Origin of the sequence: Rickettsia sibirica 246 (assembly GCF_000166935.1) — a bacterium.
Taxonomy (GTDB): domain Bacteria; phylum Pseudomonadota; class Alphaproteobacteria; order Rickettsiales; family Rickettsiaceae; genus Rickettsia; species Rickettsia rickettsii.
Map to the genome: position 1 here is coordinate 1,082,161 of NZ_AABW01000001.1, position 25,166 is coordinate 1,107,326.

Here is a 25,166-nt window from a genome sequence, read left to right on the forward strand (position 1 = left end):
GTGCTCCTTTCAGTCGCTCGCAATGATGAAAAACCGTACCGTGCAAGCAAGCTTTTTTATAAAATCTAGAATACTATAAGTTAAAGCTAATCCTGTGTGATTTCAGCAAGTCTAGTAAACAGAGCGTCAATCATATCCCAGCCTTTTTTTTGAATAGTGAGTAAAGAAGAATCATTAATGTTTATTTGTTTTAATAAATCTATTCCCATTTGTTCATGTTCAGGATCAAGATACATATGTGTTTTGAAATGTTTTGCTGCTTTATGATTAAAAAATATTGATCCTAGTTTTGCATAAAATATAGTAGCACAAGACTCTATTACTAAATGGACAAGGACGGCTCTTTCACTATCTCCAAGAGTCATCATTTTTAGCGTAAACCAAGAACCTAAGGCCTCAAAAATAGAATCTGTAGTTTCTTCATTATTTTCTAGATTTTGGAATAATTCTATATTATGTCCAAATTCATCGGTAAGATGCTCCCATGCAAGTTGTTGAAATTCTTTTGTTTCAGAAAACACTACTCTTGCTAATACCATTTTTTGAAATTCGTATGACCAAATCCGAAAATGTTTAAGAAATTTATTTTTTCGTAGCGTACTATCTAACTTAATTTTAAATAGTTTGTTTTTTTTAAATTGCTCTTTATATTGTTCATTATCCAAAATTAAACGATCTATTATATTCATATATTTAATTATCAATTTATTTAAATATATTAATATTAACTAAATTACGCTGTCACTCATTATTAATGTTTATTTACCAATTTTTAAAACCATATGTGTATTTATAGATGAATATGAATTGTAAGATCATAATGTGTATGCAGTAAATATATAAAACATTGCGACTTATCCATTTTAGATTTATAGCTATTTTTTGTGAATAATCGCTTAGGATCATTAATATATAGGTAATTGTTAAGAAAGTGAGGTTTAAAATTAAGTCAGTATTTGAAAAATTAAACTCATTAAAGGAAATCGCAAGAGTAAAAAGAGTTGAATGCACGAAAGAAGCAAAAATTGCTATAAAACAGCAAAGTTTTAAGTTTGCCTGCTCATGTTTTGAAATAAATCCAAGTATCATTGTAGCAATTACAAAAGTCCCGTAATCAATCAAAGGCCAGCTAATATACCACAATAGTACCATTATAATTGTATGACAATAACCGCTATAGAAAAAGCGAGTTAAAGAATTACGAAAATAATAAATATACCATTGCCCTAAATAGATAGAGATTAGAATATTTGTAGTAAGAAACTGTTTAAATAGTACAGTGGTATATATTTGTAATAAAACACCGAATATTATTATATGGGTTTTTGGTTTATCATGAAAATTATAACCGGCAAAAAAGCAAAATACTGGCATAGCTGTACGACCTATGATCCGCATAATCGTTAATTCAGGATATAGATATAAACCTACATGATCAATGATCATGGCTATAATAGCTAAGGCTTTTAGCCAATCCTGATAATTTGATTGGTGCTTATTTGTTGTTATTATCATAATTAACCGTTTTTAATAAATATGCCGTGCCGAAAAATGCTCCCATTCCAACTGCAATTGTACTACCTAGCATACAGACTTTAATCAGTAAATATTCCGAATAAAAATATTCTAAATAATAATGCTTTATTAAAGCAATTATAATAGACATTAATATACAGCATAACAAAATTTTACCGCAGAAAAGTTTTATACCGGCTTCTATATGAAGCTTATTTTGTTTTGTAGTATAGCTATATAATAAACCTAGATTATACCAAGCTGCAATAGATGTACCGACTGCAATACCGATATGTTTCAAAGAATCCATTAATAATAGGTTCATGCCGGTATTAATTATTATTGAAAATAAGGTTATTTTGAGCGGTGTTTTAGTATCTCCGTTAGCATAAAAAATAGGAGTTAAAATTTTTGCCAAAATAAAAGCAGGGAGCCCAAGTGCAAACGCAGAAATAGCCTCAGCTGTATTTGTAGTATCTTGGCTCGTGAATACTCCTCTTTCATAAATTATATTAATAATCGGATGAGATAGAATTATAATACCGAATGTAGCAGGCAACGATAATAATAATCCCATTCTAATAGCATTATTCTGTATTTTTTTTGCCGCTACTATATCATTTGATTTATAGATTTTTGACAGCTCAGGTAGCAATATAGTAGAGAAGCTAGTACCTATTATTGATAGAGGAAATTGATATATCCGGTCGGCATAAGATAATATAGAAATAGCACCTTCAATAAAGCTAGCAATAGATTGGGATATGAAAAGGTTTAATTGCTGTATGCCGGAGCTAATGGTTGCCGGTCCCATATTAATCAAAAGCTTTTTTACATCGGGATCGCTTGGGTTAAAAATTATCGGAAAGTTTAAATCCGCTCTTTTCACACAGACAAACATAAACGAAACTTGTAATATTCCGGCCATTATTAAAGATAAGCTAATTGAGATAGTAGATTCTATATAATGATCAAATGTTAAAGTAAAAATTATTACGCATATACTTAAAATAACCGGTGAAAAAGCAAATGCAGCGAATTTTTTTATAGAGTTTAATATTCCGCCAAGTAGAGCCGTTAATGAAACAAATATTAAATAAGGTATTGTAATTCGGCATAAAAATACCGTAAGCTCAAACTTTTCTTTTTTACCGTGAAATCCAGGAACAATAAACAGCATTAATTGTGGCATGAAGATTTGCATTAATGCTATTATTACTATTAATGTCAGAAGTAAAAGGGTAAAAATCTCACCTGAAAAATTATTAGCGGCTTTCTTAGAAATAAGCATTTTTTCATTATAAATAGGAATGAATACGCTTGATAATGCTCCTTCTGCAAAAATTCTTCTAAATAGATTCGGTAGTTTAAAAGCAACATTAATGCTATCACCCATAGGCGTAGAGCCGAATAATGATGCGATAAACTGTTCACGCACTAAGCCAAATATGCGAGAAATTAATGTGAAAAAAGCTACTACGACTCCTGAACGAAATAATCGACTTCTTGCATAACTTGCTTCTAAAGGTAATTTGTGCGTCAATCCGGTACTCGCATTCTCACGTACTAAAGTGTACGCTGCGGTGCTGTGTTCCCTGTTTCCTTCAAATTCCTCTTTATTAGCTACGTTATGCAAGAAGTCGGTCACTGTTTGTTTTTTATCTTATTTTTCTGATGTCATTCCCGCGGGGGAATCCAGTAAAACATATAAAAAATAAAAACTTGTTTTTATAGGTTTATTTTGTTAATTAATGTGTAATTGTTGAGATCGGGATTTAAGGCTACTTTTTCTGGATTCCCGCCTCCGCGGGAATGACATCAAGCACCATGCAAGCAACGTCATGAATTCTTATCCCTAGCTGACCCTATCTATTCCTTCATTGATTAAAGCGTCTGCTTTTGATTTATTTTCCCATCCAGTAACTTTAACCCATTTACCTTTTTCTAAATCTTTATAATGCTCAAAGAAATGCACGATACGTTGCTTGAGCATGTCACATAAATCATCTAGCTCTTTAATATGATCGAAAGTAATATCGAGCTTAGAAGTCGGTACTGCGATTATTTTCTCATCAAGCCCTGATTCGTCTTCCATCATCAATACACCGACTGCTCGGCATTTTATAACCGACCCAGGCACTACCGGATGATGAGCTACGACAAGTACGTCTACCGGGTCACCGTCATTTGAAAGAGTATGAGGAATAAAACCGTAATTGCATGGATAGCTCATGGTAGTTTGCATAAAGCGATCAACAAAAATTGCTCCTGATTCTTTGTCAAATTCGTATTTGATTGGACCGCTATTCATCGGAATTTCGATAATTACGTTTATTTCGTAATTATTTGCTTTTGCTTTGATTTTATCTATAAACATGTTTTTATTTATTTGGTTTAGTTATTTTTTGTCATTGCGAGGAGAATTACAACGTAATTCGACGAAGCAATCTCAGGCCTATTTTACTAGATTGCCACGTCGCTTCGCTCTTCGCAATGACGTTGTTATTGCGGAGGCCTGTAATTCTCATCATGCTTTGCAAGTAATTGTCTTGCTATAAATTTCCCGTTCGATAATTGCCCGATGGCAATAATTCCTTGTCCTTTACGAAATAGAGCCGGAAGGGCTCCTTGATATAATATCTCGAAATCCTTAATATTATCGGTAATAACAAAACTTATCTTATCATCAGCAATTTTATTTATTGAGTCTGTTTTAACAAGCCCACCGACTCTTAACTCTTTGCCTTGTTCTATTTCATTAATTTTTGACGGCGGCAAAAAAAATACTATATTTTTCTCTAAATTGTAAAGTATTATACTAATTCCTAAACATGCTGAGCAAAAACAAATAATTATTGTTATTAATCTATTTCTTACTCTCTTTTGCATTAAAGTTCTGTGTATTTTTCAATGACTTGTAATTTAAAAAACTTACAATTAACAATGTTGCTAAGGTTAAAAAGGTAAATAAATACGCTACCGATATATAATTATTCATTTCTTAAAAATTCCATCATTTCCTTAGGTGAAGAATCTAAATAGAAATGTTTCAGATATTTTCCGTTTGCATCGATTAAATATGTAAAAGATGAATGATCAAGCATATAGTTCGGGTCGTCATCATCACCATGCACACGAGCATAGAAAACCTTGAATTTATCAGTTACATCTTTTATTTGCTGCTCGTTACCGGTAAGACCTATAAATTTCGGATGAAAATGTTTTAGATATTCTTTAAGTGCTATAGGAGTATCACGTTTTGGGTCAATAGTGATAAAAACAGGTAGAATATCTATTTTATGTTTATTTAAAATTTCTACAATCTCCGTCATTTTATTTAGAGAGGTTGGGCATATATCAGGACAACTAGTAAATCCAAAGTAAATGAGGCTTAAGTTGCCTTTCAACTTATCACTATTAAATATCTCTCCATTTTGGTCTATTAGTTCAAAGTCACCGCCGATTTTTACGTTATCTTCATAGATATTAACTTGACCGGCAAGTGGCTTTTCAGGCGTTCTTAAAGATAACAACAAATATAATGCTCCTACTCCTATTAATAAGCTAATTACGATAATTATTTTTATAACATTTGACTGTATTTTCATAAGATATTATCCATTTTTGCGTTGTCATCCTAGCTGGTCCTGCTGTATGGCTCTTATGTCATTCCTGCGAAAGCAGGAATCCAGAGAAAAGTGAAAATGTCATACCGTGGCTTGACTACGGTATCTTATATCATAGGCCGTGTTCTAAGATTCCGCAATCAAGTTGCGGGATGACATTAAAGGTTACTGGATTCCCGCTTTTGCAGGAATGACATAAAAATACCATACAACAAAGTCTACTCTTTTACACAAGCCCTAATTTTTTAGGTTTAAAATATTGTACCCAAATATCTATTAACAATTTAGTAATGATAATCGCCGAAAACATTGAAGATATAATCCCGATCGTTAATGCAACGGCAAAACCTTTTATTGCACCTACTCCAAATATATAAAGTAAAAAAGCAACGATTAAAGTAGTTAGGTTAGCATCAAGGATAGTGGCAAACGCAGATTCAAAACCGGTTCTAATAGCATAAAGATTAGACACTCCTTTATGCAGTTCCTCTTTAATTCTTTCGTAAATCAATACATTAGCATCAACAGCCATACCCATAGTGAGTATTATTCCTGCAATTCCCGGCAGAGTTAAAGTAGCTTGGAAAAGTGAAAGTAAAGCTAAAATATATAACAATGCAAGGCTTAAGGCTATATTGGCAAATAAACCAAGCACACCGTAAGACCAAACCATAAATATACACACTGCTATAAATCCTATAAGTCCTGCCTTTTTACCCGACTCTATAGAATCAGCACCCAAATTTGGACCTATACTTCTCTCTTCAATAATTTTAAGTGGGGCAGGAAGCGAACCGGCTCGCAATAATAGTGCAAGCTCATTTGCCGACTCAACGGTAAAATTTCCTGTTATTATACCGCTTCCGCCCATAATCGCTCCGTTTATCGTTGGAGCACTTAGTAATTTATTGTCTAAAACTATAGCAAGGCGTTTACCGGTATTATTTTTAGTTATTTCACCAAATATTTTACTACCTAAATTGTTGAAAGAAAAAGCAACTATCGCTTGCGAATTTTGGTCAAAAGAAGCTGAAGCGGTTGTAAGCTGATCCCCACCCAAAACAACTTTTTTCTTTATAACGACATAATACTCCCCATGACTTGCGTTATCTCCCTTAACTAGCATTGAACCTACTGGAACATGTCCTTTTACTGCTTCTTCGATATTGGCATTTTCATCAACTAAATGAAAAGTTAGCTTTGCAGTTTTCCCTAATATATTCTTCAGGTAAGAGGGATTTTCTTCACCGGGAACTTGCAGTAATATATGCTTATCGCCTTGTTTCTGTAGGGTCGGCTCTTTAGTGCCGGTACTATCAACTCTCATGCGAACGATCTCAATAGATTGGTCTACTACCTTATTAAGTAAGTCATTTAATCTAGATTCGCTGTAGCTAAGCTTTATTTTATTTTCATTTACTTCAGCGATAATTTCTGGATCGATTTTATTAATTATTTTCTTTAACGGCTTTAATTGCTCAGGCGATCTTACTTCTAATTGAATGCTATTTTGTCTAACTAACAGATTTTTATAGCCGATTTTATCCTCACGAAAATTTTTGCGTAAAGTGTCGGCAAGATTTTCCATTGAATCATTTAAGTAGGTGTCAAAATCAACATCGAGTAATAAATGGGCTCCTCCTCTAAGATCAAGTCCTAGATTTACTGAATCATGAGGTAGAAACTTAGAGTTTACCTGCATGAAATTAGGTAAGGCACAAATAACCGCAAAAACCGTACATATAATTGAAAGAAAAATTTTCCACTTAGGAAGCTTTTGCACCGCTTACCTTCTTATTTTTTTTGTTTTCTTTTTTTACTGCTACTTCTTTTGTACGACTAGTTATATCGATAATAGCACTTTTTAAAACTTTAATACGTACATCTTTAGCTATTTCGATTTCAATATTATTGTCATTTTCACTTACTTTAGTCACAATACCATAAATGCCGCTATTTGTTAGCACTTCTTCGCCTTTTTTAACTTCACTTACTAATTTCTCTCTTTCTTTGCGTCGTGTTTCTTGTGGACGTAATAATAAGAAGTAAAATACAGCAAAAATTAAAACCATCGGTATTAAGCTTGTTAACCCCGATTGTAAAGAATTTGTTTCTGCAGGCACTACCTCAGTTTCCTGTATTTCTATAGTGTCGTTATTATTTGCCTGATTATCTTGCGTATTTGCTGACATATGTAATTTCCTAATTGTTGCAATAGTCTTCCTGTATAACCTCTTTCTAAAAGTAATTTGTATACCTTTGATACTTCAAGCTTTGGTGCGTCAAATTTTAGGCTTTGCCTTTGCTCATGTAGTTTTCTACGCTCCGCAGGCTCACCACTTATTTGGCTTCCAACTTTTGAAGTATTTGCGGTATACATTGCGGTGCTGCGTGCCGTGTTTCCTTAAAATTTCTCTTTATAAGATAGGTTATGCACTAAGTTTAATAAAATAAAAATAGCTACCTAATAGCTTTAATGCAAGGGTAAAATAATAATATTAAATATATTTAAATGTATTTTATACTAATATAAGTTATCACAAAACCGATAAATGGCTATTTTTATGACAGTTATAACTACTAGAATTTCTAATGAACTAGATATTATACGTAAAGCAATAGAAAGTTATATAGAAGAAAAAGCAGATTTATTAATTGCTTTGTCTTGTATAGAAAAAAGAGAAGAAGTAATTTCATTAGAAGATATTAAGAAAAAATATGGTTTGGAAGATTGAATTTATGATAAACTTACTGATGTCATTTGCAAAAGGGCGTTGTTGCTTAGCTCGAAAAACATGCTCTATGTCATTCCTGCGTAGACGGGAATGACATAAAACGGACAAAATCACTGGAGCGGGTGAAGGGATTCGAACCCTCGACTTCAACCTTGGCAAGGTAGCGCTCTACCCCTGAGCTACACCCGCTTAAATACAATAACGGCGTTTTAATGTAAAAAGTTTAAGGGGATCAAAATTAATTACATATAAAACGCCTTAGTGCTTTTTAATCTAAGCGAATCTGAATATAAGTAATTATAAGATAAATTGCAAGTATTAAATTAGAAATTTATTGGCATTTATAAATAAAGATAGATTATTTAATAAATTAACGCCATTGCAAGGCAATTACAAAGTATATTGACTAAGCAATCTAGTTAAAAACTCTGTAAACTAGAATTTATTATTATTTTTTTAGATTGATACGCTCCTTTCAGTCGCTCAGCTCATTACGACACCTGTCTTGAGTTAGCAATGCTATAAAAAATCTAATTTTGTTAACTTGACTTTTATTTTTATATAAAACAGTATAGTTCTTTATTAATTTTAACTAATCTGTCAAAAAGTATGTGAAGTTACGCAAAAGAGCAAAAAAGTTTAGCCCGTAATCAAAAAGAAACAATAGGGCTACTACTATCGATAGGTACGTTTCTTGAATATTTTGATCTCACGCTCTATGTACACATGGCGGTAATACTTAACGAGCTATTTTTTCCTGAAGCCGATGCACGAGCAGCTTCTCTATATTCTGCCATTGCATATTGTGCAACATATGTATTTAGACCTATCGGTGCTTTAATATTCGGTTGGATAGGAGATACTATAGGTCGTAAGGCAACGGTCATTATTACAACTTTTTTAATGTCGCTTTGTTATCTTATAATGGCTAATTATAAAAACTTATGCCGAAATTGGTATTACGGCGACTTTTGTAGTAACTGCGTGTCGTATCGCTCAGGGGATGTCCTTTATAGGGGAGGTAGTAGGTGCCGAGCTTTATCTAACCGAAATGACAAAAATTCCTCAACGTTATTGGGTGGTGGCTTCGCTTGTTGTTTTTGTAATTTTAGGTGCAACCGTGTAGTATTGGCGGTAGAAACACTTGTTACTTCTTTTGGACTTGATTGACGTATTGTATTTTGGTTTGGAGCAGCTATTGCTATAGTTGGTGCTGTTGTAAGGACAAATCTTAGGGAGACTCCAGATTTCATTGATGCAAAAAGACGAATAAAGAAAACTGTAGCGCAGGCAGGGCTAGATAGTAATCGGCTAAAATCAAGCCCTATTTGGAGTGAAAAAATTAATAAACCAACAGCAATAGCTTTCTTTTTGGTACATTGTGGAGCCCCGTTATGGTTTTATATTGTTTATATTTATTGCGGTAATATGCTAAAAACTCATTTAATTACAGTGCTACTCAAGTAATTCATCAAAATTTTATTGTTTGTGGTACAGAATTAATAAGTACAATAATTGTTACTTATTTGGTTTGTAAAATACATCCTTTAAAGGTCCTTAAAGTAAGATTAACAATATTTTCTATGGTAGCCCTTATATCTCCTATCTTACTAAATAATATTTCAAATACTATAGAATTACTTTTATTCCAATTATTTATTGTAGTATTTGCCCCTACTATTTTTCCGGCAGGTGCAGTGTTTTATGCAAGATTTCCAGTATTAAAACGTTTTACATGCGGCAGTTTTATATTTGCTTTATCACGAGCTTTAATGTTTGCAGTTTCTTCTTTTAGAACAATTTACTTGATAGATTATTTTAATCACTGGGGCTTATTATTCTTGATTATTCCAATTCTAATTGGTTATACATTTGGAGTAAATTATTTTATAAAGTTAGAGGAGGAAGCAGAGAGTTATTATTAGAAAAAGCTTTGTGTCTTTCAAGTTCAATATTAAAAACTTTTAGGCATAACTTAATTCTTGTTCTAGTTTATAATTTATATTAGCAGCGACCAAAAGAAAATTTATTAAAGTCGCTTCAATAATTTTTCTAGCTTTCTCAGGTGATTTAACTCCCAAAGTTTGCACATTATGAATTCGGTCAAATAATTTTATTAATGCCGTATTGTATCTTTTCTCTTTAATTAATAAGTTTAGGCTTTCTCCGCTACTTATCTTCCCGTAAGATTTAATTCTAGTTAGACCTTCTACGTGTTTTGCTACTTCCGGTCCAAAAATTTTGGTAATTGCTTCTTCAGTGAATTCAGTGTCTTCAATAGTATCATGAAGTAAAGCGGCTTGCAGCATAATAATGTTATAAAGCTTAGGTGCTTCTTCAGCTACAAATTCAGCAAGCATAATTTTTACCTCAATCGGGTGCGAATAATAAGGATTGCCTGATTGACGCATTTGAGAACCGTGTTACGTGCATAGTAGATACCTTTTGTGATTTCGAGTATATCTATAGGATTTGCTACTTTAGTATTTAAATATTCGAGTTTATCAAGTAATTTTTTACTATAAACACAAATTGCAAACTTTTCTTTCCAAGAGCTTATATCTTCTATAAAAGTTATTTCTTATTTCATTATAATTTGTGGGCTATTAATTAAAAAATTAGGCATTGCCTAGAAAAAGTTGATAATTTGAAAAGTTTACGTCATTGCCACGCTCTTTGCAGTTGCTTAGCTCATGACGATATCAACCGTTTTGAGGAAATGCCAAAAATTGCAGTAATAAATAGCTGCAGATTAGGTTCTATGAAGGAAAATTAAATTAATCTATTTTTGCTATTTTTTGCTGTAAATCATAAGATTTTTTTTGAAATAGGAACAACTATTACTGCAAAAATCTTATTAATGTTCGCTAAAAAATATCTGAAAATATAAATAATTTAATTTTCCTTCACAGAACCTAAAGATTATTGTTATATTATTTTAAATATGAATCCTAAAGTCAAAATATAACTATGTCAAACCGTAATAGTTTAGAAGTACAAGAGTACGCACAAGCTAGCTCCTTAAATAATACTAATCTAACTGCATCACAGGGTGAGTTAATACTAACTGTTGCAAATTTATTGTTCAAAGAGTCAAATATTAATAATCATCAGAATATACAAAGAGATAATAATATATCTTATGAGAATAATATTACTACCGACTTTGAAAATCAGGATACAAGTTGTGGTATATGTAAATGTCTTGGAGCGATAGCTACTGTTTGCTGCAATGTGTATGTATTTTTATTTGAATAAATTTTACACTAAAAAAATATGAGCAAGGCTTAAGAAAGTTAGGAAACCTAGAGCATCGGTTATGGTTGTTAGAAATACACCGGAGCCTGTAGCGGGGTCTATATCAAAATAATGCAGTATTATAGGAATAGCAGAGCCGAATAATCCGGCTACTAAAAAATTTAAAATAACTGCAATAGCAAAAATAACGCTAAGATTTAAGTCAAACAACATCACAAAGCTAAGTCCTGCTCCGATAATTGCAAGTACAAAACCGTTAAAAGCCGATACGGCTATTTCTTTTAATATAACTTTATTGACATTATTATAATGAATATCTTTATTAGCAAGGGCTCTAACCGTAACGGTCATGGCTTGTGTTCCGGCATTTCCGCCCATTGAAGCTACAATAGGCATAGTGGCTGCAAGCGTTACAAGTTTTGCAATAGTATCGTTAAAATGGTTAATAATAAGTGAGGTCATGCATGCAGTGATTAGATTAACAAAGAGCCAAGGAAAACGATGTCTAACGGTATAAAATACATTGAAGAAAGTATCTTGAGTGTGTACCCCGCTTAATGATAATATATCTTTGCCGGCTTGTTCTTCGATAATATAAATTATATTATCGATTGATACGCTACCTACTAACTTACCGCTTTTATTTACTACCGGTACAATAGTTAAAGCATATTGTCTAAAAATGAAGCTTAGTTCATTTAAGTCGGTAAAAGCATCTGCAAGTTTAAAATCTTTGTTCATCAAATCTTTTATCAATTCATTTTGTTTGCCTTTAATTAGCATGCTAAGAGAAATAATACCGATAGGGCGTAATTTATTATCCGTAACGATTGCCGCATAAAAGTCATTCTTTACGTTCTTGATAAAATTTAATGATTCCTCGACCGTCCATCCTTCTTGAAGATTAATAAAATCTCGTTCAATTACCCTACCTACCGTATTTTCGGGATATGTACAACCTACGGTAATTTGGTGTTTTTTTTCTTTAGTGAGATTACTTAGGATAAGGTCTTTTATATCATCGTCTAGATCGATTACTACTTCAATAGCATCTTCTATAACTAGCTTATTGATTAATTCTGCAGATTTTTTTATGCCTAAAGTTTCTATTATTAAAGGTTTACTATAAGCATTTAATGATACTAACGTTTCAGGCTTAATTTCATCCTGTAATAAAGGAATAATTATTTTATATGTTTTATTGTTAAGATTATCTAAGAAATCTGCTAAATCGGCATAATGAAGCTTGGCCAGCCTGCTTGCAGCAGCATCATAATTGTGATCTTCGATCAGATCGTTAATTTGATCAAAAATTTCAGCAAATTGATCGTGATGATCTGGTAAGATGCTTTTAAATATATTGAAATTAGGCATAGCCTATTGACCTAATAGTTTATTATATACTTATTATAATTATTTAAAGCTGGGTAGCTAGGCTTGGCACAGAATTGTGTACAATTTGCTAATCAATATAAAGCACAGAGTACAAATAAGCAATAGTTTTTATTTCAACTCCTTTTCATTTATCAGGAGTATACAATTAGCACAAACATTTGCTAACAAGACGAACTTAGGAGTAAATATAAAATCTGCAGTGTCGAAACAAACAAAAATTTGACTTTGTGAAAAACCGGCGAATGGTGCGGTCGAGAAGACTTGAACTTCCAATCTTTTTACAGAACAGCACCCTCAATGCTGCGCGTCTACCAATTTCGCCACGACCGCTTAAGTTTTACTCTATAGCAGATTATGAGTAAAATATCAATAGAATTCTTTTGATGTTATTTCCACCTTTCTATGTCATTCCCACTTCCACGGGAATGACATAAACTAGTCATGCGACAACACCTTTAGTCGTTCTCAATGACGGCAAAGCTATTCAAGATAAATCAACAACAAAACTAGGTGTAATCGATTGCTTAACAGCAGCTTTCATTAAACTATCTAGTTTTTCATCAATATTATCAAAATCAATATGATATTCTCTAGAATTTCCGGTTAACACTAGGGCAGAGTCTATACCAAGGCGATTTGCTGCAAGTATATCGGTGTAAACAGTGTCCCCAATCATTAACATGCGATTCTTAGGGGTATTATGACATTCTTTTAAAATTTTGCTATATATTTCTTCATATGGCTTACCACTATAAATTACTTTTCCGCCAAGCTGCTTTATTTTTTCGGCATAATAGCCGCTACAATATCTATAAACACCGTGCTGATTTATTCCAAGGTCAGGATTAGCACAAATATTGACCATTTTACGTTGTACAACAATTTTAAATAATTCATTGAATTCGTTTAAATCTAAATTTTCGTTTTCGTCTCTGTAAATAGTCATTAAGAAAATATTAGCTTTGTTAATATCATCAGTGATAGGACATTGAATTCTGTTTATTATATCATTTTCTAAATGTCCTAAATGATATATTGCTGGTTTTTCTATACCGAATCGCTCTTTACTTTCTAGTATCATTTCTACTGCTATTTCGCCTGAGCTAATGATCATTCCCGGTTCTGCATTTAATCCCCACGATTTAATTGTTTGATGCAGTGAAAAAATATTGCGTGGAGCATTAGTGACAAAATATACTTTTTTTCGTTCAATAATCTTATTGATATTTTGTACGACGCCCGGATAGGTACACCCCCCTTCAATTATTACCCCCCAAAGATCGAATAAAAACACGTCATAATCATTAATTACGTCGAAAATATGTTTTAACTTTAATATATTCATTGTTATCTCGCTAATTTGGTATTGACTAGAATCAATTGATATCGTCATTGCGAGCAGCTGTAGGCTGCGTGGTAATCCCGTCAAATATTCTGAGATTGTGGACGTACAATTATTTCGTAATTTTCTTGTAATGACGTAAACTTTTTAAATTATCAATCTTTATTTTGTTATCTCGCTAATTTTAAATCAAGAAACTTTACTATTTTAATAAGTTACGTTATAGTCATTTTTATTGTTTCTAGCAACAAGTAATAGAGCCAAATATATAATATATATAATATGTCGGAAATTGAAGAAAAATTTAACGAATCATCATACGGTGCTGATTCCATAAAGGTTTTAAAAGGTCTTGAAGCCGTAAAAAAAAGACCAGGAATGTATATCGGGGATGTTGGAGACGGGTCGGGTCTACATCATATGATTTATGAAGTAGTCGACAACGCTATCGATGAGTCGCTTGCTGGTTATTGCGATCTAGTACGAGTAACATTAAATAAAAACGGTTCAGTAACCGTATCCGATAACGGGCGAGGTATACCCGTTGAAATTCATGGAGAAGAAGGAATATCGGCAGCTGAAGTTATTATGACGCAACTTCACGCCGGCGGTAAGTTTGACCAGAACGCTTATAAGGTTGCAGGCGGTCTACACGGTGTTGGTGTATCGGTTGTAAATGCTCTTTCTGAATGGCTTGAGCTGCGTATTTGGCGTAATAATAAGGAATATTTGATGAGATTTAATAATGGTATAACGGAAGCTCCGCTTGCGGTTGTCAAAGAAAATATTGATAAAAAAGGTACGGAAGTTACTTTTTTTCCGTCTGTAGAAACGTTTACTAATATAGAATTTGATTTTGGCACTATAGAGCATCGTCTTCGTGAGCTTGCTTTTTTAAATTCAGGCGTAAAGATTTTACTCGTCGATAATCGCTTTGAAGAAGTTAAAGAAGTAGAGTTTTATTATACGGGTGGTATAGAAGCTTATGTAAAATATATAGACAGAGCGAAGCACGCTATCCATCCATGTATAGTAGTTAATACGGAGAATGCTGAGTCTGGTATAAGCCTTGAGCTTGCGATGCATTGGAACGATTCTTATCATGAAAATATTTTATGCTTTACTAATAATATTAGGCAGCGTGATGGCGGAACTCATCTTAGTGCTTTCAAATCAGCGATAACACGTGTTATTACCTCGTATCTTGATACTACGGGTCTTAATAAAAAAGCTAAAAATTATTTTAGCGGTGAAGATACTAGGGAAGGGCTATGTTGTGTGCTTTCCGTTAAAGTGCCTGATCCTAAATTTTCTTCTCAAACAAAAGATAAGCTAGTAAGCTCCGAAGTACGACCGGTTGTTGAGAATGCCGTTTATACAAAGGTTCTTGAGTGGTTTGAAGAGCATCCAGCAGAAGCTAAGTCAATTATAGCTAAGATTATGGAAGCTGCGAATGCTCGTGAAGCTGCTAGAAAAGCAAGGGAACTCACTCGAAGAAAATCAGCTTTAGAAGTTTCGAATTTACCAGGTAAACTTGCAGATTGCCATGCAAAAGATCCTGCTATTTCAGAATTGTTTATTGTTGAGGGGGACTCTGCGGGCGGTACTGCAAAGCAGGGTAGGGATAGCAAAATTCAGGCTATATTGCCTTTGCGTGGTAAAATTTTGAACGTTGAACGTGCAAGATTTGATAAAATGCTCGGTTCGGACCAAATCGGTACGTTAATTACAGCGCTTGGAATTAGTGTTGAACGAGAATTTTCCTTAGAAAAGCTTAGATACCATAAAGTTATTATTATGACCGATGCTGATGTTGATGGTTCGCACATTAGAACTTTATTACTCACGTTTTTCTATCGTCATATGCCTGAGCTAATAAATAAAGGCTATCTATATATAGCTCAGCCACCGCTTTATAAAGTAAAGAAAGGAGCAGCCGAGTTTTATTTAAAGAATGAGCAAGCGCTGCAAGATTATTTGATCAAATCAACTATTAATGATGCAACCTTAATTCTAGACGATAAAGAGCGGTTAGTGGGTGATAATTTAGAAGAGCTAATTAATAAAGTGGTTAAGTTTAACGGCTTGCTTGACCATGCTAGCAAAAAATTTAATCGCTCCATTACCGAAATTCTTGCTATTAATGACTTACTTAATAACAAAATATTTGAGCCTGAAAGTGATTTACGACTTAAAAAAGCTTTAGATGTTTTAAATAGCTTAGAAGATTCGCCTGATAAGACCAATTGGGAAGTTTTAAAACATGAAAATAAAATAGAGTGCTTCTGCTTTAGTAGGGGTTTAAAAGAAAGTAAAATATTATTGAAAGAGCAGTTAGAATCATTTGAGTTTGTACAAATATCAAAGCTTGCTTTAACGATTTTTGATATATTTAGTAAGCAATTAAAGCTTATAGTGAAAAGTCAGGAATTCGATATTTTAACACCGAGTCAGTTGTTAAATACCATTATAGAATGCGGAAAAAGAGGTATAAATATTCAGCGTTTTAAGGGGCTTGGTGAGATGAATTCTGACCAGCTATGGGAAACTACTCTTGACCCTACAAAAAGAACTTTGCTTCAGGTAAGAGTTGCAGAAATTGATGAAGCAGAAGGCATTTTCTCTACTTTAATGGGTGACGTTGTTGAACCTCGCAGGTTATTTATCCAAGCAAATGCGTTGAATGTAGTGAATTTGGATGTGTAGTATAATCGGTGTCATACCGTGGCTTGACCACGGTATGACAATTTAATCAGTTTCTCCTCGCAATGACGTTACAATTTTATCAAAATAATTTATGCACAAATTAATTATTCACGGTGGTACACCTCTGAAAGGTAGTATTAATATTAGCGGTGCTAAAAATGCCGTGCTACCTATTATGGCAGCGTCTATTCTTACCGATAAACTGCATATTACTAATGTTCCAAAGTTAACGGATGTTAGTACTATGAAAGATTTGCTCCGAAGTCACGGGGCAGATATTGAAATAATAGAACATCAAGATGAATTTGAGCTTATAATTGATACCAAAAATATAAATAACTTTACTGCAGATTATGAAATAGTCCGTAAAATGAGAGCATCGATTTGGGTGCTTGGTCCTTTGCTTACCAAATACGGTAAAGCAAAAGTATCGCTTCCGGGTGGTTGTGCTATTGGAGCAAGGCAAGTAGATTTGCATATTGCTGTATTAAAAGCTATGGGAGCTGAGATTGAAATAGAAGACGGTTATATTAACGCTTCAAGTAAAGGACGCTTAAAAGGTACTCATTTTGTTTTTGATAAAGTTTCCGTAGGTGCTACGATTAATGCAATACTTGCAGCTGTTTTAGCAGAGGGGGAAACTGTGCTTTTTAATTGTGGTCGAGAGCCGGAAATAGTTGATTTATGTAATTGTCTTATCACAATGGGAGCCGATATTGCAGGTATCGGCACTAGCGAAATAACAATTAAAGGCAAGGATTCTTTAAATAAAGCGAGCTATAAAGTACTTTCTGATCGTATTGAAGCCGGTACTTATATGTTTGCGGCAGCTATTACTAAAGGTGATGTAAAAATTTGTAGGATTGATTATCATATTGTAGAAAATATAGCTTTAAAACTTATCGAAACGGGTATAAAAGTCGTGCCGATCAATAACGGAGTTCAAGTAACTTATGAAGGGAAGTTAAATTCAGTTGATTTAGAAACTAATCCCTATCCTGGCTTTGCTACTGATTTGCAAGCACAATTTATGAGCCTTATGACGCTTAGTAGCGGTGTTTCAATGATCACCGAGAATATTTTTGAAAATCGTTTCATGCATGTCCCTGAATTATGTAGAATGGGAGCAGATATAGTAGTACGAGGTAATAAGGCGGTTGTTCGAGGTGTAGAAATGTTAAAAGGCGCAGAAGTTATGGCAAGTGATCTTAGAGCTTCAGTATCGCTAATACTCGCCGGTCTTAGTACTAATAGCAAAACCGTATTACACCGAATATATCATTTAGATCGTGGCTTCCAAGATTTAGAAAAAAAATTAAGTAATTGTGGTGCAGATATAAAAAGGGTATAATATATTCGATCAACTTCAAAAATGGGCTAAGTCGTTCTACAAGAGCTGCGGTACGCACGTATTAATAAGTATACGCTGTTCCTCGTCTTGTGAACTCCTTGCTCTTTTTGAAGTTGATCTGTGTATAGTCGTTTCCTATTTATTTGTAGTATACTATTTTTAACGGAGAAAAATTATGGCAAGAATTACAGCAGAAGATTGTAATAAAATTATACCGGATAGGTTTCGGCTTGTTGTCCTAGCAACAAGATATGCTAAATTATTAAATTATAAAGTAGAAACTAATCAAATTAAAAAAGAAAAGCGTGATAAGCCTCCTGTTATCGCATTACGTAGAATTGCTGCCGGAAAAGTATCGGTAGCTCAGTTAGAACAAGATTTAATAAATAGTCTGCGTACAAGAACTATGATAGAGCCGCTTGTTAATCAAGATGAATCAGAAGCTGTAGAAGAAAAATTTGAGTATTTACCTGAAGTTTATATCGGGGAAGATTATTCTGATTTAGATGATCAAATCTTTATTGATGAGAATGGCGCAGATTATGAAACCGATAAGTAAATGCTTATCGGTGTTGGTACTGATATAGTACAAATTCCTAGAATCGAAAAAATATTACATTTATATCCAGAACTTTTTGCTAAAAAAATTCTAACTTCAAAGGAATTAAAACAGTTTGCTTTGTTGGGAAAAATAAACCATGCTGCTTTTTTAGCCAAGCGTTTTGCTGCTAAAGAGGCTGTGAGTAAAGCCTTTGGAGTCGGTATAGGTCAAGGTATAAATTTTAAAGATATTACTATACTAAATAATGATTTAGGTAAGCCTATAGTAGAAGTTAGCTCAAACTATACAAACACACTCTCTCCTTTTAATATTCACCTTTCTCTTGCTGATGATTATCCTGTGTGTGTAGCATTTGCAGTGATTGAGAGTAGTTATAATGTTATTCTTGGGTAGAGGCGTGTTACTGTGTGAAACCTATTTCACTCCCGCGGAGGCATTGTTGTGTGGACACCCAAACCGTCATTGCGAGGAGCGAAGCGACGTGGCAATCTCATACAGTAATAACAAACTTCTGAGATTGCTTCGTCAAAACTTACAGTTTTTCCTCGTAATGACGACTTGGTATACGGGGAATGCCCGCTCTCGCAATAACAAAATATAAATTACGATCCGGCTTTGCTGTCTGCTTTAGGTAACATGATTTTTAAATTAGCTTTAGCTTCTAAATCAGCAATATATTTCTTTAGTAGTTCTGCAGCTAATATATTATCAATAGTTACTTTTGCTTCTTCTTTTGTTGGAATAGGCACAGGTTTTTTCTCAAGCACTTTGATAACATGCCAACCGAAATCGGTTTTTACAGGAGTTGAAACTTCATTTACTTTTAAAGCAAAAGCTTTCTTTTCAAATTCCGGTACTAACTGCCCAGGTTGATTTAGTAGAATGTAACCGATAACGCCGCCGTTTGAAGCTGAAGCTTTATCAAGAGATAACTCTTCTGCAAGCTTAGTAAAGTTTCCGCCTTTGCTTAATTTGGTTTTGATATCATTAGCTTCTTTTTGAGATTTAACTAAAATATGAGCAACTTTTATTTGTTCTTTACCTTTAAGATTACCGACATATTTATTATATTCGTCATCAAACATCTTATCTGTAATGTTAGATTTTATGTAGTTTGCTAGTAATTCTTGTTGAGCTAATTGATTTTTTGCATTTTCAAGTTTTTCTTGGAATTCTTTAGAAGAAGTAATATTTGACTTAGCAACTTCTTCTTTTAACAAAAGATTATTAACATAAATTTTTATTAATTTTTCCTGATCTTGTGGTGGAAAATCATCAAAATTTTTGATTGTTTCACCTGATTGAAGATTAAGCTGAGGCTTAAATTCTTTCATAATTTGCGATTCTTTTACTTCACCGCCTTTATAGGTAGCAACTACCTTGTCTTTATCAGCAAAAGCAATACCGGAAAGCATGCTAACTGATAAAAATATAACAGATAATTTTTTCATTTATGACTCATAATTGTGTTAAATATAAGCTTAAATTTTATAAAAATAATATATAACCGTCAACAGCTATTTGAGAATATTTTATTTATTAATAATAACTTACAAATATTTGTAGTACAAAATTATTCATTTAAATAAAATTATAACATTTGATAATTTTATAAAATATACCTATATTTAAGTACTCAAATACTAAAAATATCATAAGGACTTTAATGCTTTCTATTTTAAAAAAACTTTTCGGTACTGCAAATGATCGTACTGTAAAAAAACTATTTTCTGAAATTACAAAAATTAACTCGCTTGAACCTGCTATACAAAAATTATCAGATGAGGAGTTGAAGAATAAAACTGTGGAGTTTAAAGAAAAGCTTAAAAACGGAGCTACTTTAGATGATATAGTATATGAGGCGTTTGCGGTAGTTAGGGAAGCAGCTAAAAGAGTTTGCGGTATGCGTCATTTTGACGTTCAGCTTATAGGTGGCCTGATATTACATCGAGGCATGATTACCGAAATGCGTACCGGTGAGGGTAAGACCTTAGTTGCAACGCTTCCTGCTTACTTAAATGCTTTAACTGGAAAAGGTGTACATGTTGTAACCGTAAATGATTATCTAGCACGCCGTGATTCTGCTTCCATGGGTAAAATTTACAATTTTTTAGGTTTATCGGTTGGATGTATTGTTGGCGGTATGCCTGATGAGGTAAAACGAGCCGCCTATAACGCCGATATTACTCATGCAACAAATAATGAACTCGGTTTCGATTATTTAAGGGATAATATGAAGTATAGCTTGCAGGAGCGGGTACTTCGTCCTTTTAATTTTGCTATCATCGATGAGGTTGATTCGATTTTGATAGATGAAGCAAGAACTCCGCTCGTTATCTCGGGTCCGGTTAATGATAATGCAGAATTATACGGTAAAATTGATAAAATAGTACGTCTGCTTAATGCAAGTGATTTTGAAAAAGACGAAAAATTAAAAACTATCAATTTAACGGAAACCGGCATTACACATATAGAATCGCTTTTAAGTAAAGAAAGTATTATAAAACCAGATACCAGTTTATATGATTTTGAGAATTTAACTTTAGTACATTATGTTAACCAAGCCTTAAGAGCTCATAATATGTTTACTGTTAATGTAGATTATTTGGTGCGTGAAGGTAAAGTAATGATTATTGATGAGTTTACCGGTCGTGTAATGGAAGGGCGTAGATATTCGGAAGGGTTACATCAAGCATTAGAAGCAAAAGAAAATGTGAAAATTCAAAATGAGAACCAAACTTTAGCATCTATTACTTTCCAAAATTATTTTCGTAATTATCCTAAATTATCGGGTATGACCGGTACGGCTATGACCGAAGCACCGGAACTAAAAGATATATATAATCTCGATGTGGTCGCAGTCCCGACCCATAATAAAGTTACGAGGCTTGACCTTGATGACGAAATTTACGGTAGTAAAAAAGAAAAATATGATGCTATCTTAAAGCTAATTAGGGATTGTTACGATCGTGGACAGCCTATACTTGTCGGTACGATAAGCATAGAAAAGTCAGAAGAACTTTCAAGCGTTTTAAATAAAGAAAAAATCCCTCATAAAGTATTAAACGCCAAATTTCATGAGCAGGAAGCTTTTATTATTGCTCAAGCAGGTAGGTTTAAGGCAGTAACGATTGCAACTAATATGGCAGGGCGGGGTACTGATATTATGCTTGGCGGTAATCCTGAAATGTTAATAGAACAGCTGGATAAAGAACATAATTATGAAGCTAAAATAGCTGAAATAAAAGCTCAAATTGCCGAAGAAAAGAAGCAGGTTATTGAAGCAGGCGGTTTATTTGTGATAGGTACGGAAAGGCATGAAAGCCGTAGGATAGATAATCAACTAAGAGGAAGATCAGGTAGACAAGGTGATCCTGGTAAAACTAAGTTTTTCCTATCGCTTGATGACGATTTAATGCGTATTTTTGCATCAGATCGTATATCAGGAATCCTTAGAACACTTGGATTGAAAGACGGAGAGGCTATCCACCATCCAATGATTAGTCGTTCACTTGAGAAAGCGCAGCAAAAAGTGGAAGGACATAACTATGAAATGCGTAAAAATTTATTACGTTTTGATGATGTAATGAATGACCAACGTAAGATAGTATACGAGCAACGTACTGAAATTATTAAATCTAAAGATAGTCACGGTTTCTTAAATAGTACTACTGAGGAACTCGCCCGAAAGATAGTATTAACTTTCATGCCGGTAGGCTCTTATAGAGAAGATTGGGATATAGAGAATTTAAGCGTAGAATTACATCGTGTTTTTTCTATAAAATTTGATCATAATGTAGTAAGTAAAAATGATGTAACGGAAGAAGAAATCACGAAGACCGTTATACAAATGGCTCATGATATATATAAGTCAAAAGAAGAAGCCTATAGTAGCGAGTTAATGCATAATGCCGTGAAATATATTTTATTAACTACCCTTGATCAAGTTTGGAAAGATCATTTATATAGCTTAGATCATTTAAGACAAGGCATATCTCTTCGAGCTTATGGCCAAAAAGACCCTCTTAGTGAGTATAAAAGAGAAGCATTTAACTTATTCGAGCAGATGCTTAATAATTTAAAAGAATTATTTATTCAAACCGTATACCATTTCCATATTGACTTAAAAAATGTTCAAAAAGAAGATGTTTTGCTTGAGTATAAAAAACTTCAGAAAAATATGCGTGAGAGTCGGGAAGATCCGGCATTTAGTAAATATAACGCAGGAAGTAGCATTGAGACTGACCTTAAACCAGTCGTATCACGCATTGATCCAAAAGATAGAAACCCTGACGATCCTACTAGTTGGGGTAGGGTATCTCGTAATGAGCTATGTCCGTGCGGTTCAGGCAAGAAATATAAATATTGTCATGGTGCAAATGAATAGATGAAAACCTATAATACCCTACGATTTTTACTCTATGTCATTCCCGCCTTCGCGGGAATGACATAGAGTAAAAATCGTAGGGAAAATCGTAGGGTATTATAATGAAAACCACTTTACCTCAGCGTTCTCTAAAAATCCAAACTATGCTTAATTTTATAGTGTAGCAAATTCTAGATATTGCACAAGATAAAATCGCTATGATTATCTTTGGCTCTTTTGCAAGAGGTGATTGGGTGCGTGATCTACCTAACGGTTACCATACGGCAAGGATTAATCAGTAGGAGTTTTCAGTATTGTCTGCATGACTTCCTAACCGTCATTGCGAGGAAATTGCATAGCAATTGACTAAGCAATCTTACGAGTTTGTTATTATTTCATAAGATTGCCACGCAGCCTACGGCTGCTCGCAATGATGATTTGGGTATCCAAGCAAGCCTTTTGCAGGAATGACAATGAGATCTTTATCACCTTTAAGAAATACAAAGTATAAATAAGTAGAATATGATAAAAGAACTATTAAATAGTAATTTAACTCTGTTGCTAAAGTCAAATAGAGTAGTAGTGCAAGATATAGAACATTATGTAAAACAATGTAGCTTTGAAAATGTTTTAAAAGAGTCTATTTTTCTCTTGATTAAAGTGGGCCTAGTAAGGAGTTTAAATGAATTACGTGCAGTATCTACTACTGAACTATTTTCGGTATCTACAAATAATGCACTAAAAGTTGGCTAAATGGTTAGTTGAAGAAAAAAAAGCAAATGTTAATATGTGTAGTGATATTTTGAAGAATACTCCTTGAAATTCAGCCGCACGTCACGGAAATTGTAGCAGAATATCTAATATCAAAAGGCGCTGCAGTAAACGGGAACGAGGAGTTTGGCTAGGATCACCTTTATATGAAGCAGTAAGCACTTTAATGTAGCAAAACTATTACTTAAGAACGGAGCTGAGGTGGATCAAAGAAAATCCGGAGGAATACCTTTGCATGCGGTTGCTAAAAATGTTCGATGTACTTCTAAAGATATTAAGGATGATGAAATATATAAGCTGTTAGTATCATATGGTGCTGATATCAACGCAAAAGTAGAATTTACAGGAGTAGGGTTTAGTATATATGATGGAAAAACGATATCAGAAATAGTAGAATTTAAAATAGCATTCGTCGGTGCAAGTGAAGTAATAACGGAAGAATAATTATGGATATCTTAACATATTTATAGGCATTGCCTAGAAATCGTTGATACCGTCATTGTAAGCGGCTGTAGGCTCCTGTTGCATGGATACCAAATCGTCATTGTGAGTGACTGTAAGGAGCGTGGCAATCCAGAAAAATAATAAAAATGCTACGCATTTTACTAGATTGCTTTGTCAATTACTTTGTAATTTTCCTCGTAATGACGTCAACTTTTCAAATTATCAACTTTTTCTAAGCAATGTCTATTTATCGACACGGTAGTTATTGACAAGTTTAAGAAAAAGTTTTATATTCTTCACAAGTTTAAGAAAAAGTTAATAGTATATGTCTAAAGCAAAAACAGCTTCCAAAAATAACCCGACTTCTAGGGAACAGGCTAAAGAATATTTTCATAACGGTCAGAAAATCAAACCGGTCAAGCTTATTGCTGCTCAAAAGTCTTTTCTAGCTGCCGAATATGAATCTTCCGGAGATTTAGTCGTAGGGAGCAATGGTCAGCCATTACCTTGGGGATTAGTTAAAAGCTTATCTTAATATTTTCACTTCCAAAAACCTCGCCAATAAATAATCGGGGGCATAGCTCAGGGGTAGAGCATCTGCTTTGCACGCAGATGGTCAAGGGTTCGATTCCCTTTGCCTCCACCACTTCCAATAAGGGGTTTCAAGGTTTTTTGAAATTTAGTAAAAACTTTGAATGTTCCTTTTGTTTTAATTTTCGCTCCATGTCTTGCTAAAAAAATATTCTGTACCTACTATTATTGGTTATGGGAAGTATTTACAACAGCAGAATCTAGGCAAAAATAATAATCTACATACTCAAAAGCTGAGGTGACTATTTACTTGAGAAAGAAATATACGAAGCTTTGCTAGAACTCAGTAATTATAGCAGTGAAGAGAATAATAAATTATTAAATACGACTTATTTTCTTATAAATTAATAAAAAAATAAGGACATAATATGAGTGGTACAACAAAAAATATAAATGCAAAGGGAGCAGCAAGCATGGGTCTTGATAGTTGGCTTGGCGTTACTGTAGGTGATAATATTACTCACTCTTTTAGTTTAGATACTAATAGTAATATTTTTTAGGTAT

General features: G+C 33.5%; 26 protein-coding genes, 3 tRNA genes and 2 pseudogenes. 16 read left to right on the plus strand and 15 right to left on the minus strand.

Features of this window, described 5'->3' with window-relative positions; all coding sequences use genetic code 11:
• Positions 1-86: 86 nt before the first annotated feature.
• From RSIB_RS00755 to RSIB_RS10530, 9 genes are all read right to left on the minus strand, one after another.
• Positions 87-689 carry a hypothetical protein gene (locus RSIB_RS00755; RefSeq protein WP_004998004.1) on the minus strand — a complete coding sequence of 201 codons (603 nt, stop codon included), beginning with the start codon at positions 687-689 and terminating at the stop codon, positions 87-89.
• 73 nt (positions 690-762) lie between these two features.
• Positions 763-1,515, minus strand: coding sequence for a TraX family protein (locus RSIB_RS00750; protein ID WP_004998008.1), 753 nt, complete (start codon positions 1,513-1,515; stop codon positions 763-765).
• On the minus strand, positions 1,496-3,058 hold the full coding sequence (gene murJ, locus RSIB_RS00745; RefSeq protein WP_410524342.1) for a murein biosynthesis integral membrane protein MurJ: 1,563 nt from the start codon (positions 3,056-3,058) through the stop codon (positions 1,496-1,498). The genes RSIB_RS00750 and murJ overlap by 20 nt, the downstream gene beginning before the upstream one ends.
• Before the next feature lie 312 nt (positions 3,059-3,370).
• Positions 3,371-3,892, minus strand: coding sequence for an inorganic diphosphatase (gene ppa, locus RSIB_RS00740; protein WP_004998013.1), 522 nt, complete (start codon positions 3,890-3,892; stop codon positions 3,371-3,373).
• Positions 3,893-4,017: 125 nt separating this feature from the next.
• Positions 4,018-4,404, minus strand: a complete 387-nt coding sequence (gene ccmE, locus RSIB_RS00735) for a cytochrome c maturation protein CcmE (RefSeq protein WP_004998015.1) — start codon at positions 4,402-4,404, stop codon at positions 4,018-4,020.
• A gap of 101 nt (positions 4,405-4,505) precedes the next feature.
• A complete protein-coding gene (locus RSIB_RS00730) occupies positions 4,506-5,123 on the minus strand; it encodes an SCO family protein (RefSeq protein ID WP_004998018.1) in 618 nt (205 codons plus the stop codon).
• A 244-nt stretch (positions 5,124-5,367) separates the two neighbouring features.
• Positions 5,368-6,924: a protein translocase subunit SecD gene (secD, locus tag RSIB_RS00725; protein WP_004998021.1), complete on the minus strand. Its 1,557-nt coding sequence runs from the start codon at positions 6,922-6,924 to the stop codon at positions 5,368-5,370.
• The gene (gene yajC, locus RSIB_RS00720; protein ID WP_004998024.1) at positions 6,908-7,333 is read right to left on the minus strand and encodes a preprotein translocase subunit YajC; all 426 of its coding nucleotides are present in this window, start codon (positions 7,331-7,333) and stop codon (positions 6,908-6,910) included. Before yajC ends, secD begins: the two co-directional genes overlap by 17 nt.
• Positions 7,285-7,521, minus strand: a complete 237-nt coding sequence (locus tag RSIB_RS10530; protein WP_081440495.1) for a hypothetical protein — start codon at positions 7,519-7,521, stop codon at positions 7,285-7,287. Before RSIB_RS10530 ends, yajC begins: the two co-directional genes overlap by 49 nt.
• A 172-nt stretch (positions 7,522-7,693) precedes the next feature.
• Here RSIB_RS10530 and RSIB_RS00715 point away from each other — a divergent pair, with 172 nt between their 5' ends.
• Positions 7,694-7,876, plus strand: a complete 183-nt coding sequence (locus RSIB_RS00715) for a hypothetical protein (RefSeq protein WP_004998028.1) — start codon at positions 7,694-7,696, stop codon at positions 7,874-7,876.
• 114 nt (positions 7,877-7,990) lie between these two features.
• Here the strand turns inward: RSIB_RS00715 and RSIB_RS06540 are convergent.
• Positions 7,991-8,065, minus strand: a tRNA-Gly gene (locus RSIB_RS06540).
• 537 nt (positions 8,066-8,602) lie between these two features.
• On the opposite strand from RSIB_RS06540, the pseudogene RSIB_RS09965 reads away from it, so the two are divergent.
• From RSIB_RS09965 to RSIB_RS09975, 3 genes and pseudogenes are all read left to right on the plus strand, one after another.
• Positions 8,603-8,758, plus strand: a pseudogene (locus RSIB_RS09965) (MFS transporter); the annotation flags it as partial.
• Between the two features lie 121 nt (positions 8,759-8,879).
• On the plus strand, positions 8,880-9,002 hold the full coding sequence (locus tag RSIB_RS09970; RefSeq protein ID WP_014364865.1) for a hypothetical protein: 123 nt from the start codon (positions 8,880-8,882) through the stop codon (positions 9,000-9,002).
• Between the two features lie 457 nt (positions 9,003-9,459).
• A complete protein-coding gene (locus RSIB_RS09975) occupies positions 9,460-9,801 on the plus strand; it encodes a hypothetical protein (protein WP_004998031.1) in 342 nt (113 codons plus the stop codon).
• Positions 9,802-9,840: 39 nt separating this feature from the next.
• On the opposite strand, the gene RSIB_RS07085 is transcribed toward RSIB_RS09975, so the two are convergent.
• Positions 9,841-10,287, minus strand: a complete 447-nt coding sequence (locus RSIB_RS07085) for an HD domain-containing protein (protein WP_004998033.1) — start codon at positions 10,285-10,287, stop codon at positions 9,841-9,843.
• Positions 10,288-10,846: 559 nt separating this feature from the next.
• Here RSIB_RS07085 and RSIB_RS00705 point away from each other — a divergent pair.
• Positions 10,847-11,134, plus strand: coding sequence for a hypothetical protein (locus tag RSIB_RS00705; RefSeq protein WP_004998034.1), 288 nt, complete (start codon positions 10,847-10,849; stop codon positions 11,132-11,134).
• A gap of 3 nt (positions 11,135-11,137) precedes the next feature.
• On the opposite strand, the gene mgtE is transcribed toward RSIB_RS00705, so the two are convergent.
• The 3 genes from mgtE to RSIB_RS00695 form a co-directional block, all read right to left on the minus strand.
• Positions 11,138-12,508, minus strand: a complete 1,371-nt coding sequence (gene mgtE / locus RSIB_RS00700; RefSeq protein ID WP_004998039.1) for a magnesium transporter — start codon at positions 12,506-12,508, stop codon at positions 11,138-11,140.
• Positions 12,509-12,772: 264 nt separating this feature from the next.
• Positions 12,773-12,859 (minus strand) — tRNA-Leu (locus tag RSIB_RS06560).
• A 154-nt stretch (positions 12,860-13,013) separates the two neighbouring features.
• Positions 13,014-13,874, minus strand: coding sequence for a TIGR01459 family HAD-type hydrolase (locus RSIB_RS00695; protein ID WP_014419878.1), 861 nt, complete (start codon positions 13,872-13,874; stop codon positions 13,014-13,016).
• Positions 13,875-14,153: 279 nt separating this feature from the next.
• On the opposite strand from RSIB_RS00695, the gene gyrB reads away from it, so the two are divergent.
• The 4 genes from gyrB (at position 14,154) to acpS (ending at position 18,883) form a co-directional block, all read left to right on the plus strand.
• Complete coding sequence (gene gyrB, locus RSIB_RS00690) at positions 14,154-16,577, plus strand: DNA topoisomerase (ATP-hydrolyzing) subunit B (RefSeq protein WP_004998043.1); 2,424 nt, start codon at positions 14,154-14,156, stop codon at positions 16,575-16,577.
• A gap of 91 nt (positions 16,578-16,668) precedes the next feature.
• The gene (murA, locus tag RSIB_RS00685) at positions 16,669-17,928 is read left to right on the plus strand and encodes a UDP-N-acetylglucosamine 1-carboxyvinyltransferase (protein ID WP_004998044.1); all 1,260 of its coding nucleotides are present in this window, start codon (positions 16,669-16,671) and stop codon (positions 17,926-17,928) included.
• 175 nt (positions 17,929-18,103) lie between these two features.
• Positions 18,104-18,487: a DNA-directed RNA polymerase subunit omega gene (gene rpoZ, locus RSIB_RS00680; RefSeq protein WP_004998047.1), complete on the plus strand. Its 384-nt coding sequence runs from the start codon at positions 18,104-18,106 to the stop codon at positions 18,485-18,487.
• Positions 18,488-18,883 (plus strand): holo-ACP synthase, encoded by a 396-nt coding sequence (gene acpS, locus RSIB_RS00675; protein ID WP_004998055.1) that lies wholly within the window; start codon positions 18,488-18,490, stop codon positions 18,881-18,883.
• A 209-nt stretch (positions 18,884-19,092) separates the two neighbouring features.
• Here the strand turns inward: acpS and RSIB_RS00670 are convergent, their stop codons facing one another.
• A complete protein-coding gene (locus RSIB_RS00670; protein ID WP_004998057.1) occupies positions 19,093-19,941 on the minus strand; it encodes a foldase protein PrsA in 849 nt (282 codons plus the stop codon).
• A gap of 215 nt (positions 19,942-20,156) precedes the next feature.
• Here RSIB_RS00670 and secA point away from each other — a divergent pair, with 215 nt between their 5' ends.
• The 7 genes and pseudogenes from secA (at position 20,157) to RSIB_RS10275 (ending at position 25,162) form a co-directional block, all read left to right on the plus strand.
• Entirely contained in the window at positions 20,157-22,877 is a 2,721-nt protein-coding gene (secA, locus tag RSIB_RS00665) for a preprotein translocase subunit SecA (protein WP_004998062.1), read from the plus strand.
• 101 nt (positions 22,878-22,978) lie between these two features.
• Positions 22,979-23,140: pseudogene (locus tag RSIB_RS09980) on the plus strand (nucleotidyltransferase); the annotation flags it as partial.
• 238 nt (positions 23,141-23,378) lie between these two features.
• Complete coding sequence (locus RSIB_RS06565; RefSeq protein WP_032850888.1) at positions 23,379-23,609, plus strand: hypothetical protein; 231 nt, start codon at positions 23,379-23,381, stop codon at positions 23,607-23,609.
• A gap of 219 nt (positions 23,610-23,828) precedes the next feature.
• The gene (locus RSIB_RS00660) at positions 23,829-24,071 is read left to right on the plus strand and encodes an ankyrin repeat domain-containing protein (RefSeq protein WP_004998065.1); all 243 of its coding nucleotides are present in this window, start codon (positions 23,829-23,831) and stop codon (positions 24,069-24,071) included.
• 325 nt (positions 24,072-24,396) lie between these two features.
• On the plus strand, positions 24,397-24,606 hold the full coding sequence (locus RSIB_RS00655) for a hypothetical protein (RefSeq protein ID WP_004998070.1): 210 nt from the start codon (positions 24,397-24,399) through the stop codon (positions 24,604-24,606).
• 36 nt (positions 24,607-24,642) lie between these two features.
• Positions 24,643-24,717, plus strand: a tRNA-Ala gene (locus tag RSIB_RS06570).
• A 313-nt stretch (positions 24,718-25,030) separates the two neighbouring features.
• Positions 25,031-25,162 (plus strand): hypothetical protein, encoded by a 132-nt coding sequence (locus RSIB_RS10275; protein WP_016728225.1) that lies wholly within the window; start codon positions 25,031-25,033, stop codon positions 25,160-25,162.
• Positions 25,163-25,166 lie beyond the last annotated feature (4 nt).

What these genes read in the sequence shown, in the direction of transcription:
- yajC (WP_004998024.1), bottom strand. Translation starts at nt 7,333, where the DNA reads ATGTCAGCAAATACGCAAGATAATCAGGCAAATAATAACGACACTATA.
- RSIB_RS06565 (WP_032850888.1), top strand. Translation starts at nt 23,379, where the DNA reads ATGATAAAAGAACTATTAAATAGTAATTTAACTCTGTTGCTAAAGTCA.
- ccmE (WP_004998015.1), bottom strand. Translation starts at nt 4,404, where the DNA reads ATGCAAAAGAGAGTAAGAAATAGATTAATAACAATAATTATTTGTTTT.
- RSIB_RS00670 (WP_004998057.1), bottom strand. Translation starts at nt 19,941, where the DNA reads ATGAAAAAATTATCTGTTATATTTTTATCAGTTAGCATGCTTTCCGGT.
- murA (WP_004998044.1), top strand. Translation starts at nt 16,669, where the DNA reads ATGCACAAATTAATTATTCACGGTGGTACACCTCTGAAAGGTAGTATT.
- ppa (WP_004998013.1), bottom strand. Translation starts at nt 3,892, where the DNA reads ATGTTTATAGATAAAATCAAAGCAAAAGCAAATAATTACGAAATAAAC.
- RSIB_RS00715 (WP_004998028.1), top strand. Translation starts at nt 7,694, where the DNA reads ATGGCTATTTTTATGACAGTTATAACTACTAGAATTTCTAATGAACTA.
- RSIB_RS00695 (WP_014419878.1), bottom strand. Translation starts at nt 13,874, where the DNA reads ATGAATATATTAAAGTTAAAACATATTTTCGACGTAATTAATGATTAT.
- RSIB_RS00730 (WP_004998018.1), bottom strand. Translation starts at nt 5,123, where the DNA reads ATGAAAATACAGTCAAATGTTATAAAAATAATTATCGTAATTAGCTTA.
- RSIB_RS00750 (WP_004998008.1), bottom strand. Translation starts at nt 1,515, where the DNA reads ATGATAATAACAACAAATAAGCACCAATCAAATTATCAGGATTGGCTA.
- mgtE (WP_004998039.1), bottom strand. Translation starts at nt 12,508, where the DNA reads ATGCCTAATTTCAATATATTTAAAAGCATCTTACCAGATCATCACGAT.
- acpS (WP_004998055.1), top strand. Translation starts at nt 18,488, where the DNA reads ATGCTTATCGGTGTTGGTACTGATATAGTACAAATTCCTAGAATCGAA.
- RSIB_RS10530 (WP_081440495.1), bottom strand. Translation starts at nt 7,521, where the DNA reads ATGTATACCGCAAATACTTCAAAAGTTGGAAGCCAAATAAGTGGTGAG.
- RSIB_RS09970 (WP_014364865.1), top strand. Translation starts at nt 8,880, where the DNA reads ATGTCCTTTATAGGGGAGGTAGTAGGTGCCGAGCTTTATCTAACCGAA.
- rpoZ (WP_004998047.1), top strand. Translation starts at nt 18,104, where the DNA reads ATGGCAAGAATTACAGCAGAAGATTGTAATAAAATTATACCGGATAGG.
- RSIB_RS00755 (WP_004998004.1), bottom strand. Translation starts at nt 689, where the DNA reads ATGAATATAATAGATCGTTTAATTTTGGATAATGAACAATATAAAGAG.
- secA (WP_004998062.1), top strand. Translation starts at nt 20,157, where the DNA reads ATGCTTTCTATTTTAAAAAAACTTTTCGGTACTGCAAATGATCGTACT.
- RSIB_RS00655 (WP_004998070.1), top strand. Translation starts at nt 24,397, where the DNA reads ATGTCTAAAGCAAAAACAGCTTCCAAAAATAACCCGACTTCTAGGGAA.
- gyrB (WP_004998043.1), top strand. Translation starts at nt 14,154, where the DNA reads ATGTCGGAAATTGAAGAAAAATTTAACGAATCATCATACGGTGCTGAT.
- RSIB_RS07085 (WP_004998033.1), bottom strand. Translation starts at nt 10,287, where the DNA reads ATGCGTCAATCAGGCAATCCTTATTATTCGCACCCGATTGAGGTAAAA.
- RSIB_RS10275 (WP_016728225.1), top strand. Translation starts at nt 25,031, where the DNA reads ATGAGTGGTACAACAAAAAATATAAATGCAAAGGGAGCAGCAAGCATG.
- RSIB_RS00705 (WP_004998034.1), top strand. Translation starts at nt 10,847, where the DNA reads ATGTCAAACCGTAATAGTTTAGAAGTACAAGAGTACGCACAAGCTAGC.
- RSIB_RS09975 (WP_004998031.1), top strand. Translation starts at nt 9,460, where the DNA reads ATGGTAGCCCTTATATCTCCTATCTTACTAAATAATATTTCAAATACT.